The sequence below is a fragment of the Streptomyces rhizosphaerihabitans genome, assembly GCF_025399795.1.
Lineage (GTDB): Bacteria > Actinomycetota > Actinomycetes > Streptomycetales > Streptomycetaceae > Streptomyces > Streptomyces rhizosphaerihabitans.
Genome location: NZ_JAODTZ010000013.1, coordinates 162,032 through 175,311 on the forward strand (window position 1 = coordinate 162,032; position 13,280 = coordinate 175,311).

The 13,280-nt window shown below is 69.0% G+C and carries 15 protein-coding genes and 1 tRNA gene; 5 read left to right on the top strand and 11 right to left on the bottom strand.

Translation table 11 applies throughout. From position 1 onward, the window contains the following. Positions 1 to 86 precede the first annotated feature (86 nt). Positions 87 to 425, bottom strand: coding sequence for a transcriptional regulator WblA (wblA, locus tag N4G66_RS15905; RefSeq protein ID WP_028799159.1), 339 nt, complete (start codon positions 423 to 425; stop codon positions 87 to 89). 405 nt (positions 426 to 830) lie between these two features. Here wblA and N4G66_RS15910 point away from each other — a divergent pair, with 405 nt between their 5' ends. Next, complete coding sequence (locus N4G66_RS15910; RefSeq protein ID WP_261704754.1) at positions 831 to 3,104, top strand: transglycosylase domain-containing protein; 2,274 nt, start codon at positions 831 to 833, stop codon at positions 3,102 to 3,104. A 170-nt stretch (positions 3,105 to 3,274) separates the two neighbouring features. On the opposite strand, the gene N4G66_RS15915 is transcribed toward N4G66_RS15910, so the two are convergent. After that, positions 3,275 to 3,739, bottom strand: coding sequence for a GatB/YqeY domain-containing protein (locus N4G66_RS15915; RefSeq protein WP_261704794.1), 465 nt, complete (start codon positions 3,737 to 3,739; stop codon positions 3,275 to 3,277). Between the two features lie 170 nt (positions 3,740 to 3,909). On the opposite strand from N4G66_RS15915, the gene N4G66_RS15920 reads away from it, so the two are divergent. From N4G66_RS15920 to N4G66_RS15930, 3 genes are all read left to right on the top strand, one after another. Continuing rightward, positions 3,910 to 4,836 carry a metallophosphoesterase gene (locus tag N4G66_RS15920; protein ID WP_261704755.1) on the top strand — a complete coding sequence of 309 codons (927 nt, stop codon included), beginning with the start codon at positions 3,910 to 3,912 and terminating at the stop codon, positions 4,834 to 4,836. A gap of 197 nt (positions 4,837 to 5,033) precedes the next feature. Continuing rightward, the gene (locus N4G66_RS15925; RefSeq protein WP_315903644.1) at positions 5,034 to 5,834 is read left to right on the top strand and encodes a Pr6Pr family membrane protein; all 801 of its coding nucleotides are present in this window, start codon (positions 5,034 to 5,036) and stop codon (positions 5,832 to 5,834) included. 28 nt (positions 5,835 to 5,862) lie between these two features. Further along, positions 5,863 to 5,936, top strand: a tRNA-Pro gene (locus tag N4G66_RS15930). Between the two features lie 95 nt (positions 5,937 to 6,031). Here N4G66_RS15930 and N4G66_RS15935 read toward each other — a convergent pair. The 9 genes from N4G66_RS15935 to N4G66_RS15975 all read right to left on the bottom strand — a co-directional run bounded on the left by N4G66_RS15935 (position 6,032) and on the right by N4G66_RS15975 (position 12,038). Continuing rightward, positions 6,032 to 7,201, bottom strand: coding sequence for a site-specific integrase (locus N4G66_RS15935; protein ID WP_261704756.1), 1,170 nt, complete (start codon positions 7,199 to 7,201; stop codon positions 6,032 to 6,034). Beyond that, complete coding sequence (locus N4G66_RS15940) at positions 7,201 to 7,383, bottom strand: helix-turn-helix domain-containing protein (RefSeq protein WP_261704757.1); 183 nt, start codon at positions 7,381 to 7,383, stop codon at positions 7,201 to 7,203. Before N4G66_RS15940 ends, N4G66_RS15935 begins: the two co-directional genes overlap by 1 nt. Beyond that, positions 7,376 to 8,728 (bottom strand): replication initiator, encoded by a 1,353-nt coding sequence (locus tag N4G66_RS15945; protein WP_261704758.1) that lies wholly within the window; start codon positions 8,726 to 8,728, stop codon positions 7,376 to 7,378. Before N4G66_RS15945 ends, N4G66_RS15940 begins: the two co-directional genes overlap by 8 nt. A gap of 97 nt (positions 8,729 to 8,825) precedes the next feature. Beyond that, positions 8,826 to 9,131 carry a SpdD protein gene (locus N4G66_RS15950; RefSeq protein ID WP_261704759.1) on the bottom strand — a complete coding sequence of 102 codons (306 nt, stop codon included), beginning with the start codon at positions 9,129 to 9,131 and terminating at the stop codon, positions 8,826 to 8,828. Positions 9,132 to 9,157: 26 nt separating this feature from the next. After that, positions 9,158 to 9,313: a hypothetical protein gene (locus tag N4G66_RS15955; RefSeq protein ID WP_261704760.1), complete on the bottom strand. Its 156-nt coding sequence runs from the start codon at positions 9,311 to 9,313 to the stop codon at positions 9,158 to 9,160. A gap of 15 nt (positions 9,314 to 9,328) precedes the next feature. Beyond that, positions 9,329 to 9,508 carry a mobile element transfer protein gene (locus N4G66_RS15960; protein ID WP_261704761.1) on the bottom strand — a complete coding sequence of 60 codons (180 nt, stop codon included), beginning with the start codon at positions 9,506 to 9,508 and terminating at the stop codon, positions 9,329 to 9,331. Positions 9,509 to 9,525: 17 nt separating this feature from the next. Then, positions 9,526 to 10,227 carry a DUF2637 domain-containing protein gene (locus tag N4G66_RS15965; protein WP_261704762.1) on the bottom strand — a complete coding sequence of 234 codons (702 nt, stop codon included), beginning with the start codon at positions 10,225 to 10,227 and terminating at the stop codon, positions 9,526 to 9,528. Positions 10,228 to 10,311: 84 nt separating this feature from the next. Then, positions 10,312 to 11,685: an FtsK/SpoIIIE domain-containing protein gene (locus tag N4G66_RS15970; protein WP_261704763.1), complete on the bottom strand. Its 1,374-nt coding sequence runs from the start codon at positions 11,683 to 11,685 to the stop codon at positions 10,312 to 10,314. 5 nt (positions 11,686 to 11,690) lie between these two features. Next, positions 11,691 to 12,038 carry an SCO3933 family regulatory protein gene (locus N4G66_RS15975; protein WP_261704764.1) on the bottom strand — a complete coding sequence of 116 codons (348 nt, stop codon included), beginning with the start codon at positions 12,036 to 12,038 and terminating at the stop codon, positions 11,691 to 11,693. 526 nt (positions 12,039 to 12,564) lie between these two features. Between N4G66_RS15975 and N4G66_RS15980 the strand changes: the two genes are divergently transcribed. After that, entirely contained in the window at positions 12,565 to 13,134 is a 570-nt protein-coding gene (locus N4G66_RS15980) for a DUF4232 domain-containing protein (protein WP_261704765.1), read from the top strand. Positions 13,135 to 13,280 lie beyond the last annotated feature (146 nt).

Below are 13,280 nucleotides of genomic sequence, written 5' to 3' on the forward strand. Positions count from 1 at the left end.
TCCGCGGCACCGGACGGGCCCTGGAAGAGCCCGGACGGGCCTGAGAGGCCCGAGGGTGGCGTCCCGCCCCCGAAGGGCGAACTCCCTCAGCCCACCGCCGCGTAGCGCTCGTACACCTCTTCCTCGTCGAGGGGCAGCAGGCCCGCGCCGCGCTCGTACTCCGTACGCGCGGTCTCGAGCAGACGACGCCACGAGGTGACAGTCGGTCGCCGGCGCAGCAATGCGCGCCGCTCGCGCTCGGTCATGCCACCCCACACGCCGAATTCGACGCGGTTGTCGAGCGCGTCGGCGAGGCACTCCGTGCGAACCGGACATCCGGTGCACACTGCCTTGGCCCTGTTCTGCGCTGCTCCTTGAACGAACAGTTCATCCGGATCGGTAGTGCGGCAGGCCGCCTGCGCACTCCAGTCGGTTACCCAGCCCATACCGGCGCCGTCCTCTCCCGAATCGAGGCTCCCCCACGGCGGCAGCGGCATATTCACCGCCGCCAGTTGAGGACGTTACGGAAGGTGGGCACAGCGCAACACCCCCTTCGGGCCCAATCTTGAATGGCCCGAACGGACTATGCGTAAGCGGCAGATCACCCGGGGGAGTGAGCCGAGGACATGCGCGACCATCCCGGCAAACCCGGACAGTTCAGTCGAGTCACAACGGACGCCATGTGACACACAAGGCTGATTCGGACACGCGCTCCACAGGAACGCGGAACCTCCGGAACGATTCGGGGTCGCCGGACGTATTGATACGTGGCCGCACTGCTGTGACAGTTGAGAGCAGCTTAGGCCAAGGCATATACGCGTGTCCGGCGAATGAGAACGTAGGCTGCCCTCATGCCAAAGAAGCGCTCGGGCGGTGGTCTGTCCCCTACGCAGCAGGCCGCCAAGTTCCTCGGTGTCAGCGTGCTCGCGGGCGCCGTCATGGCCGGAATCGCGCTGCCCGCCGCGGGCGCGCTCGGTCTGGCGGCCAAGGGCTCGGTCCAGGGGTTCGATGACATTCCGGACAATCTGAAGAGTCCGTCGCTGAGTCAGCGGACCACGATCCTGGACAGCAAGGGCGGCCAGATCGCCACGGTCTACTCGCGCGACCGCACGGTGGTCGACCTCAAGAACATCTCGCCCTACATGCAGAAGGCGATCGTCGCGATCGAGGACTCGCGCTACTACCAGCACGGCGCGATCGACCTGAAGGGCATCCTGCGCGCGGTCAACCAGAACGCGCAGAACGGCGGGGTGGCCCAGGGTGCCTCCACCCTGACCCAGCAGCTGGTGAAGAACTACTTCGTGGAAGAGGCCGGCGACGACCCGACCAAGGTCGCCCAGGCCACCCAGCAGACCATCGGCCGCAAGATCCGCGAGCTCAAGTACGCGATCCAGCTGGAAGAGAAGCTGGGCAAGAAGAAGATCCTCGAGAACTACCTGAACATCACGTTCTTCGGGGAGCAGGCGTACGGCGTCGAGGCCGCCTCCCAGCGCTACTTCTCCAAGCCCGCCAAGGACCTGAACCTCCAGGAGTCGGCGCTACTCGCGGGCATCGTCCAGTCGCCGAGCCGGTACGACCCGGTCAACGACGAGGAGGAGGCCACCAAGCGCCGCAACACCGTGCTGCAGCGCATGGCCGAGGTGCACGACATCTCCCAGGAGCAGGCCGACGCCGCCAAGGAGACGAAGCTCGGGCTGCACGTCAGCCAGCCGAAGAACGGCTGTATCACGGCGATCAAGGGCGCCGGCTTCTTCTGCAAGTACGTGGAGCACGTCTTCCTGAGCGACCCGGTCTTCGGCAAGACCAAGGAGGAGCGGGCGAAGGTCTGGAACCAGGGCGGCCTGACGATCCGTACGACGCTCGACCCGCAGTCCCAGGCGTCGATCCGGGCGTCGCTGAAGGATCACGTCTACAAGTCCGACAAGGTCGCCGCGGCGGCCACCCTGGTCGAGCCCGGCACCGGGAAGATCCTCGGGATGGGCCAGTCGAAGCCGTACGGCTACGGAAAGAACGAGACCGAGTACAACTACTCGGTGAACTACGACATGGGCGGCTCGAACTACGGCTTCCCGACCGGTTCGACGTTCAAGCCGTTCGTGGCCGCGGCCGCGCTGGAGCAGGGCCGTCCGGCGACGCAGGAGTACTCCTCGCCGAACTCGATGCCGTACCCCAGCCCCGTACAGACCTGCGGCAGCAAGCCGTGGACGAACCAGGCGAACGAGAAGGTCCCGAACGAGAGCGCGTCCGAGAAGGGCCCGTATCAGCTGAAGGAGGCGATGGCCAAGTCGGTCAACACCTACTTCGTGCAGATGATCTCCGACATCGGCCTCTGCCCCGTGATGAACCAGATCGACAAGCTCGGTGTGGTCCAGGGCAACGGCGACAAGCTCCCCCAGGTGCCCTCCATCGCCCTGGGCGCCAAGGGCATCTCACCGCTCACCATGGCCACGGCCTACGCCGCCTTCGCCTCCCGCGGCATGTACTGCACCCCGGTCGCCATCGAGTCGATCAGCCAGCAGATCAGCGGGCGCGAGAAGTCCCTGGACGTGCCCAAGTCGACCTGCTCGCGGGCCATGTCCGAGCAGACCGCGGACACCGTCAGCACCCTGCTCAGTGGCGTGATCGACTCCGGTACGGGCCAGCAGGCCGGTCTCACCGACCGCGCCAACGCCGGTAAGACGGGTACCACCGACGAGCGCAAGAACGCCTGGTTCGTCGGCTACACGCCGAACCTCTCCGGCGCGGTCTGGGTCGGCAGCGCGTCCCAGCGGGTCCATATGACCGGCATCAACATCGGTGGCGTCTACCACGACAAGGTGTACGGCGGTCAGGTCCCCGGCCCGATCTGGCGGGACCTGATGACGGGCGCTCTCGTGGGCAAGGACGCCCCGTCCTTCAACCTGGTCAACATTCCCGACCCCGTGAAGGACAAGGGCGACGGCCAGGACGACGGGAACAAGGGCCGCCACGGCGGGAACGGGAACGGCGACACCACCAACGGAAACACCATCAGCGGCCAGACCGACGGTGGAGTGGTCTTCCCGACGCCCTCCTTCTCCATCCCCGATGGATGGATCCAGGGCAATACGAACAGCGGGAACGGGAACGGCGGCCAACGCAACTGACCCGTACGCCGGAAACGGGCGCGTGAGCGCCTGAACGCCCTGTGGGCCAGGAGTCCGATCCTGGCCCACAGGGCGTTCAGCGTAAGGGGGGCGTGCCCGGCGGGGCGTTCAGCGTGAGGGACGTACCCGGCGGGGCGTTCGTCCAGCCCGCCCAGGAGCCGACGGTGGCGTCAGCCGGCGAGCAGCTGCTTCACGACGGCGGCGACGCGGCCGCCCTCGGCAAGGCCGGCCACCTTCGGGTTCACGATCTTCATGACCTGGCCCATGGCACGCGGGCCTTCGGCACCCGCCGACTTCGCCTCCTCGACGGCCTGCGCGACGATCTGCTGAAGCTCCTCGTCGGACAGCTGCTTGGGCAGATACGCGGCGAGCACCTCGCCCTCCGCCCGCTCCCGCTCGGCCGACTCGGGGCGCCCGCCCTGCGCGAAGGCCTCGGCGGCCTCACGACGCTTCTTCCCCTCGCGGGCGATCACCTTCTGCACCTCGCCGTCGGAGAGTTCGCGCTTGGTCTTGCCCGCGACCTCCTCGTTGGTGATCGCGGAGAGGGTCAGCCGGAGCGTCGAGGAGCGGAGCTCGTCGCGCCCCTTGATCGCGGCGTTGAGGTCTTCCTGCAACTTCGACTTGAGCGTGGTCATGCCGTCCAGTGTCGCAGGTGCGGTCATGCGGACGCCTGTTGATTTCGCAGCGCGCCCGGGCGGGCACGCAGAGGCCGCCCCGCCCGGGGCCATCCCGGGGTTCCGCTCCGGGTTTCCGGGTCGTCCACAGGCGGGTACGAGTGCTTGTCGGGGTCTGACACGATGGACGTATGCGCGCGCGATACGGAGTACCCCTGGGAATCACGGCGGTGGGCGCCGCCGGTCTGCTGTACTCGGCGGGGTTCGAGGCCCGTTCCTTCCGCCTGCGGCGGATCACGGTCCCGGTCCTGCCGCCTGGGATGCGGCCGCTGCGCGTCCTGCAGGTCTCGGACATCCACATGGTGAGCGGACAGCGCAAGAAGCAGCGCTGGCTGCGCTCCCTGGCCGGTCTGCGCCCCGACTTCGTGATCAATACCGGGGACAACCTCTCGGACACGGAGGGCGTGCCCGAGGTACTGGACGCGCTCGGCCCCCTGATGGACTTCCCGGGCGCCTACGTCTTCGGTTCGAACGACTACTACGGCCCCACACCCCGCAACCCCGCCCGCTACTTGTTCGAGAAGATGCAGGGCCGTCACGGACTGAACGGCAACAAGCCCGTCGTGGGAGCCATCCACAATCCGTGGGAGGACCTGCGCGACGGCTTCGACACCGCGGGCTGGGTGAACCTGACGAACACCCGGGGGACGCTGAAGATCGAGGGCGCGGAGATCGAGTTGACCGGCCTCGACGACCCGCACATCAAACGCGACCGCTACGCGCGCGTGGCCGGAGGCCCGTCGGAGTCCGCCGACTTCTCGATGGGTATCGTGCACGCCCCGTACCTGCGCGCTCTGGACGCTTTCACGGCCGACGGCTACCCCCTGATCCTGGCGGGCCACACGCACGGCGGCCAGCTCTGCCTCCCCTTCTACGGTGCCTTCGTCACCAACTGCGACCTCGACACGGACCGCGTGAAGGGTCTCTCCAGGCATACGGCGGAGGGCCGGACGTCGTACATGCACGTCTCAGCGGGCTGCGGCACGAACCGCTACACGCCGGTCCGTTTCGCCTGCCCGCCGGAGGTGTCGCTGCTGACGCTGGTGGAGCGGAAGTAGCCGGTGAAGCAGAAGTAGGGGTCTCCGGGACCGCCTCTGGGGCGGCACCCTGGTGCGACACCCCGGCGCGGGCCGGGGACCACACGAAACCCCTCGGCCGCGGACGCGGGCCGTCATCGCTGCCGGATTAACCCACTCGGTCGACCCATATCGCCCAAAACACCCGACCCGCTTAGCGTGGGGCCATGATCACCCCCATGCCCAGGGACATACCCGACCTCCCCGCGATACCGGGCATCATCCCGTCGGCCCACTCCTTCGTCCCCGCGACGGCGGTCGTGGCTCCCGCGCGCCGCCCGGCCACGGCGGCCTACCGCGTCCTGGTGGCCCTCGCGGCGGCAGCGGGCGTGGCCATCGACATGAAGCTGGGCGACCCGGCCCGGGCACTGAGCTACTTCACGATCCAGACCAACCTGCTCGTCGCCGTGGTCTTCGTGGCGTCGGCCCGCAGGGCCTGGTCGGCCCGCAGACCCCTGCCCGGGGTACTGACGGGCGGCACGCTGATCTACATCTCGATCACGGGCCTGGTCTATCACCTGATCCTGGCGGACGAGTCGCCCCCGTTCTCCATGACCGGAGGCGACGACTCGCTCTCCGGCTGGCACTCGGCCGCCAACATCCTCCTCCACACGGTCACACCGATCGCCGTGGTCCTCGACTGGCTGCTGCTGACCCGACCGACCCCACTGTCGTTCCGCGACGCGGCGACCTGGCTTCTCTACCCCCTCGCCTACCTGGCCTTCTGCCTGGCCCGCGGCGCGATGCTGTCGCCCGGGGCCCCGGCGCGCTACCTCTACCCCTTCGTCGATGTGGATCGGCACGGCTACGGGGGCATCCTCGGCAACACCGCCATCCTCGGCGTCACCTTCTACGCCCTGGCCCTCCTCATCGTCGTCCTCGACCACGTGCGTCCCGACCCGGTCCGACGCCGCTTCCGAAGACGCCGCCGACGCCCCGAAAACCGGATTTCGTCTCCGGCCACCAGTGGGCTAAAGTAAACGACGTCGCAGCGAGAGCAGCGACAATCGGGGTGTAGCGCAGCTTGGCAGCGCGCTTCGTTCGGGACGAAGAGGTCGTGGGTTCAAATCCCGCCACCCCGACAGCTAAGTAGCAGGTCAGAGGGCCCTTACCGGATCGGTAAGGGCCCTCTGGCGTTGCTGCGTGTCTAACTGCGTGACTATCGATTCCTGAGTGCCTACGACCCGCCCCAGTCGGTGCCGAAAATGCCGTCCATGACAACGGCACCCGTCTGGATCACGGGCCGGATCTGCTTCCGGTAGACCTCCTCCGTCACGGCCGTACCGGAGTGCCCGACGAGCCGTGAGATCTCCTCCAGCGGGACGCCGCGGTCGGAGAGCAGGGACACGAAGCTGTGCCGGAGCTCCCGGGGCGTCCACTCGTCGGCGTTGATCCCGTCGATGCCCTTGAGCGCCTGCCGGAAGGCGCGGCGGACGTTGGCGGCGTCGAGCGGCTTGCCGACGGCCGAGGAGAAGACGAGCCCGTGTTCCTCCCATTCCTCGTCGGCGGCCAGCCGATCCCAGCCCTGATCTTCGAACTGCCGCCAGAGGGCTTCGACGCAGCGCGCCGGCAGCGCGAGCGTGCGCCGGGACTTGCGTGTCTTGGTGTCCCCGCTCCGCCGGACCGAGCGCCACACAGCGATGTGCGGAGGCTGCGGCGGTTCGAGGTCCTGCCGCCCCTTGAGGAAGACGTGGTCCCAGGTGAGGGCCCGCAGCTCCTCGGTCCGGGCACCGGTCAGCAGGGCCAGGACGATGTACGCGTACACCGAAGTCCCCTCGGCCCCTTTCAGCACTGCCTCAGCCTGAGCGAAGGTGAGCGCCTTGGACGGACGACCCACCTGCCCCTGCGGCACCGAGCACAGCTCGACGACGTTGCGCTTCACCTTGTCCCGCGCCATGGCCCGCCTGACGGCGCGGTTCAGGCACGAGTGAAGCGACTGGAGGGTGCGAGTGCTGAGGGTCTTGGCCTTGGTGGAGAGCCAGCGGTCCACGTCCTCCGCGCTGAGGTCGCGGAGCTTACGGGCGCCGAGCGACGGCATGACGTGCTTGTCACTCAGAAGCGTCACCGTCTCGACCGTGCTGGGGTCGAGGCCCGCCAGGCCGTACGTCAGCCAGTCCGTCACCGCGTCCTTGACCGTGTAGTTGGTCGGCGCGATGGCGAGGCCGTCCTCGTGGTCCCGCAACACCTCCTTGAGCTTCTGCTTCGCCTCGGTCTTGGTCTTGCCACTCCCCCGCTTGACGATCCGCTTCCCGCTCGGGTCAAACCCGAGGTTCGCCGTGGCGATCCAACGCTGTCTCTTCTCGTCCCAGTGCAGGCCACCGTCACCACGGCTGCGACGCATAGCCATCAGGCGGCACGCTCCATCTCTTCCGCGATGAAGTGGCCCAGGGCGGAAGCCGGAATGCGCCGGCACCGGCCGATCGTGACCGAGGGCAGCCGCCGCGTACGGATCAGGTCGTAGACGGTGGACCGGCCGAGCCGGAGGCGCGTCATCACCTCGGCGACAGTGAGCAGTTCGTCATCACGCATGGTCGTTCTCTCCTTCTGCGTCGGCTGAGGCCGGTTGTCGTGATGCGGCGAACAAGGCTTCGGCGTCGGTCAGGCCGGTGCCGGCGAAACGCCAGTGCGAGAGGACGAGGACGGTGTCCGGGGTGGGCAGCGGGTGACCGGCTGCGGCGGCGCGCTCGCGGGTGAGCGCTTCGTTGTGGTCGGCGCGTTCCTGGCGGATGGCGCCGAGGGTGACGGAGTAGGCGCGGGACTTGGTGGAGAAGTGGCCGCGGAAGCCGAGCATGTGCGCCCACTTGCGCAGGCGGAGTTCTTCGAGGTCGGGCAGGGCTCCGAGGCGCCAGCAGGTGAGGATCATCTGCCGTGCGTGGTCGGTGACTTCGACGCCGATGAGGTCGGTGATGGGGTTGCGGATGGGGCGGTCGAGTGTGCCTGTGGCGCTTTCGGCGCCCTTGGTCGCGTACTTGGCGATGTACGCGGCGACGGCACGACTGCTCAGGTTGGTGGCGCCGGTGAAGTCGGCGGACTGGATGGGGCGTACGTCGAGCTGCTCGCCGAAGCGGAAGGTGTACGCGTGCCCGTCCAGGACTGGGCCGGGCGTCTCGGCGAGGGCGGCGGCCGCGCGGATAGCGTCGGTAAGGAGTTCGGTGGTGGCCCAGCCCGGCGGGGCGTCCTCGGCTCCGTCCGGCCCGTCAAGGCGGATCACGGCATGGAAGTGGACGGCGCCCCGTCGCTGGTACTCGGCGACCTTGGCGTACGACACCTTGAGGCAGTCGCGCAGCTCCGAACGGCCGATGCCCGCGCGAGACGCGAGCTGTTGGCGGAGGTACGTGACGAAGCGGGCCCATAAGGCACCGGCGTGGGCGTTCCACAGGACGGCGGCGCGATAGTCGTAGCGGTCCGCATCCAGCGGGGTGCCGAGAACGGCGTCTCCATCCGCGTGCAGGCGCCCACAGCGGCAGCGACCGCCACCGGGCCGGTTGTGGACGGGACCGAAGGACGGTGCGGTGAAGGTGGCGAACACGCGGGGGTGTTCGGCGACCGCGGGACCGATGCCCTTGCCGCCGCTCAGGCCGGCTGTGACGAGGTGGAAGGTGTCCTTGCGGTAGACCTCGGCGCAGGCGGCGCAGCGGGTTGCGCGGCGGTTGTTGCAGCGGATGAGGAGTTGTCCGGCCGGAAGGTCGTGGTCGGCGATCTCCCGGACGATTTCGCCGGTGGCGGCGAGGACGTCCAGGCGGTGGCCCTCCATCCGTACGGGCCGCTCGCAACCGCCGAGTCGTTGGATTTGGTGCGCGTAGCTGCTCAGGTCGCCGAGTTGGGCGAGGGCCGCCAGTTGGCGGACGGCTCCGGTCGGAGCCTCGGGGCGCATGTGCGGGTTCCTCCTTGAGGGAACGAGTTCGAGATGGCGCCTGGCTTGTCCAGGGGGCTAGACACCATGAGCAAGCCAGTGCGCGGACGAAGTGATATCAGCGGCGGTCGCTCTTGAGGATCGAGCGGACAGTGACCGCGCAGACGGCCACGGAGGCGGCGGTGACCGCGACCGCGAGGAGCATGGAGACCAGCACGGCCCCCACGACCAGGACGACGGCGGAACCGCCCACCACGAGGGTCAGCGCGCTTCCCGGGGTGAGCTGCACGGCAGGGCGATTCGAAGCCACCGCTGTGGGGACAGGCGCCGCAGCGCGCTTGAGGGGAACCGGGCAGTGGACGGTCGAAGGCGGCGCGGAGGGCACCGGGGCGGTGTCCGGGGGCGGGTACTTGGGCTTGAACATGGAACGAACTCCCTTCTGTGTGGGCGCTACTTGAGGACGGGGTCGATGGCGGGGGCGAGGAAGCTCCCAGCGGCGAGGTAGCCGCCGAGGAGGAGCACGATGACCAGCCACCACGGCGGGCGGGCGAGCCGGACCCCGAGGGCCCCGACGGCGAGGAGGGCGAGCCAGAGCGGGACGTGCATGTCTGTCGTCTCCTGTCAGGCGCGGCAGCGGTGGATGCGGGCGGCGAGTTCGGCGGCGGCGCGGCTGTCGTACTCGGCGGAGAAGTCGCAGTGCGGGGCGGTGCAGGCGGCAACGTGTCGGGTACGGCCTCGGGAGAGGTACGAGGCGACCTGTACGGGGCCGACGCGGCGGACGTCTCGGAAGCGTGGGGTCATGGCGGGCGTCTCCCTGGTCAGAGGTGCGCGGCGACGGCCGGCGTCATGGACGCGGGCAGGCCGAGCCGGGCACGGACGGTGTCGGGGTCGGCAGGTTCGCCGGTACTGGAGCGGAGCTCTCGGGCGAGCGTTTGGGCACGGTCGACGAGGGCTGGAGGAAGGTGGACGGTCGAGGCGGACACCGGTGCCAAGCCCGAGTCGGCCGCAGGCTCCAGGGCCGGGATGAGGTCGGGCTCCGCCAGGCCGCTGACTGTCGGCTCGACGATCGCGGGAGTGGGGACGAGCAGCATCGACTCCCCCACCTCGGACCCAGTCGACGCACTACGGTCGGCGCCCTCCGCGGTGCGGGGCGTGTGGGCCAGCAGCGTGCCGCCGAAGAAGGCCACCGCCGGCCAGCCCGCGACGACCACGCGGAGTAGGGCAGGGACGTCGGTCAGGTCGAGGAGTCCGGCGGTGGCGATGTTCGCGCCGAGGGATGCCGCGAGGGCGACCAGGAACCACAGCCGAGACCCACCGGCCGGAAGCCCTGCACGTTGCTGCTCGCGCATTCGCCGCCAGGCAGCGACAAGAAGCAGGTCGACGGAGACGGGGTAGGCCCACGCCTTCCAGCCGCCCTGTCCGGCCGCCTCGGCCAGGTCGTGCAGGTGGGAGAAGGACAGGGCGCCCGCGATGACGGCTTGGATGATCACGGCATCCCCACGGGCCGGGAGGGCTCGCATCGGCACGGACTCCTTCCGGTTCGAGGCATGGGAGGGGTAGGAACGCGGCGCGAGGCGGTCACGCCGACCGGGGAAGAGGTGCCGCTACTCGGTCACCGGGCGCGGGGTGGTCGCGGCAGCGGTGGAGGGCGTGGGCTTCTCCACGGCCTCCGGAGCAACGGCCGGCCGGAAGGCGGCGAGGCGAGGCAGGTCCGGGACCAGGTCGGCGGTGTCGCGGCAGACGGCCGCGGCGTCGTCCAGGGTGAGGTGTGGTGAGCGGGCGCGGGACCAGCCGCCCGAGGAGTCGCCGACGACGGCCACACCAGGGCGGTCGGCGGGAATGCCGGTCGCGGCGAGCGCGGCTTCCGGGGAGATGTCGGCAAGGGCCATGTTGGCGGAGGACTCGTCGTTGACCCGGTGGCAGACGCGGCCGGTGAGCTGGGCCCGCAGCATGGTGGCGCCCTTGCCGAGTTCGGAGCCGAAGCGCTGCCCGCACACCTCCAGATAGATGCCCGCGGCGCGGCCGAGCTGGGCGATCCGGATCAGCTTGGTGACCATGGCATCCCGGCGCTTCTCGTCATCGCGGCTCGCGGCCAGGAAGAGTTCCGCGACCTCGTCGACGACGACCACGATCGGCACGGGCCGGACCCCGTCGGGCAGGCCCCACACGTCGGAGGTGAGCACGGCGTCCGGGCCCGCTCCAGAGGTGACGCCGATCAGCCGGAACCGTTCCTCCATCTCCTCCAGGAGGACGTCCAGGAGTTCGTTCGCACGGTCCGAGGTATCGGCGAGCGCGGACAACCGGGGTGCGAACGGCGCCAGTTCGACGCCCCACTTGCAGTCGATGCCGACGAGGACGACCCGTTGCCGGGCCAGACCGCACAGCAGGTTCCGCAGGTAGACGGACTTGCCGGACTGGGTGGCGCCGAGGATGAGTTCGTGCGGCACGGTACGGAAGTCTCGTACGTGCCAACTCCCGTCGTCCCGCAGTGCGAGAGGCAGAGTCAGTGGTCCGCCAGCGAGCCGGCGCCGGGCAGGACGCACGTTGGCGAGCACGTCCCAGCCGATGAGCCGCAGTTCGAGGCGTCCTGGCTTGGTCGGACGGATGTGGACGGCGTGAGCCGCCCAGGCGTGGCGCAACCGATCGGCGGAGGCGGCGAAGTCCTCCGGCGCCTGCCCGGTCGCCATGCGCAGTCGCATCACGAGCCCCGAGCCGGTGGGCAGGGGAAGCGACCGGCGCGGCGGTACGGGGGACGCCTCCCGCCCCATCATCCGGGCGGTCGCTCGCCGCACTGCCGAAGCCGGAACGGTCAGACCGCACGCGTCCATGGTGGCGCGATAGGTGGCGAGCACGCGCAGAGCGACAACCGGATAGCCGATGAGCCACCAGAAGACGACCGGCAAGCGGTGCCGCAGCACCTGCAAGATCACGGCCAGGGCCACCAGACCTAAAAGCAGCGTCCACACGGAGTCGGTCATGGCGTTCAGCCCTGCACCGAGGCGGGGACGTTGGCCATGACGGCATCGGCCCGGTAGGCGATCCCGTGCCGGGCCCGGCCGCCGAACTCGCTCTCCCACGGTCGTGCGACGAGACCGGACAGGATCACTGGCGTACCCATGACCAGTCCCTCACCGACGCCCTTGGCGGGCACGGTCACCTTGACCATGTCCGAGCCGCCCTGGGCGATGAACACCACCTCCAGCACCATCAGCCGGTCGTTGGTCACCGGGTCCACGGCGATCTCGCCTGTCTGCCGGTCCTTCACCTTCACCTCAGGCAGCTTGGTGACAAGCAGCGTCGCGGCCGAAGCGTCCACGGGGATGACACGCATTCTGTTGACCTCACTGAGTCTGTGACGCCGCTTCCGACGCCATCTCGATTGGATACCCCCCTAGACAGCGCAAGGAGGAAACCACCCCAACTGTCTAGGGGGGTTGACGGCAACAGTAAGCCGACGACCCATCGACTGTCTAGGGGGGGTATACGAGGTGTCGGGATGCATCAGAGAGATGTCGGCCGGAGCAGCAAGTGACAGCGGAACGACACCCCTGTCCCGTGCCACTGGATCTTGACCGTTTGTCATCGGACTTTGATCACCTCAGGTCAGCGACTCAGCGCACCTTCGGTGCGCGCCGGGGGCGTGGTAAAACCCATGGCGCGCTGGAGGTGCTTCTGTCTGCCTTGACGGCCATCTGCACGGGTGCAGCCTGTCGTCACCGTTCCGTCACAAGTAGTCGCCGCACGGAACCCTGCCGCTCTCCCGCCCTATCTGCACTCACGCACCACGACCACGCGTACCGCGGGGCAACAACCGACGACCGAAACCCGCGGACGAGACGACTCAGGGGGACGACAACATGCGTCACAGCAACGGCATTCGCAGGGCGGCTCTGGCGACGACGGCGGTCACGGCCGTCGCGGCGGCGGTGACCGGCATCCTGCCCGGCACCGCCATGGCGGCGAGCACCACCACCTCTACCCCGCCGCCCGCTTGCCCGGCCTCCGCCCTCCAGGTCAGCGCCTGGCAGGCCGCCCACCCGCCCGTCGGGACCGGGACCGGGGCGGCGGTCGTGCAGTTCACCAACGTCTCCCGGAAGACGTGCGTCCTGAAGGGCCATCCGACGGTCGCGGGCGCCGGCAACGGCTCCCCCGCCCACAACACCCCGCTCAAGGTCACCCCCACCGGCAGGGCGGCCACCGTGACGGTCCGGCCGCACGGCAAGGCGTGGGTGAAGCTGACCTTCGTCCAGGTCCAGGGGGAGGGCGACGGCTACTGCGTGTCGGGCAAGACCCCGGCGGCGTATCCGACGATGGTCATCGGGCTGCCGCACTCCGGGAAGCACCAGGTCGCCCTGAACGACGGGTGGTGGGCCGAGTGCGACAACAAGGTGACCGTCACCCCGGTCTCGGCGGTCAAGCCTTCCTGACCCCCCCGTCCCCACAAATCGAGCAGCCTGCATGACGATCGCAAGGCTCTGACCTACACGTTTACGAGGAACTGCACATAAGTGCAGGTCAGCGACTCAATGTACCTTCGGTGCGCTGAGTCGCTGACCTGCGGTGATCAAACTCC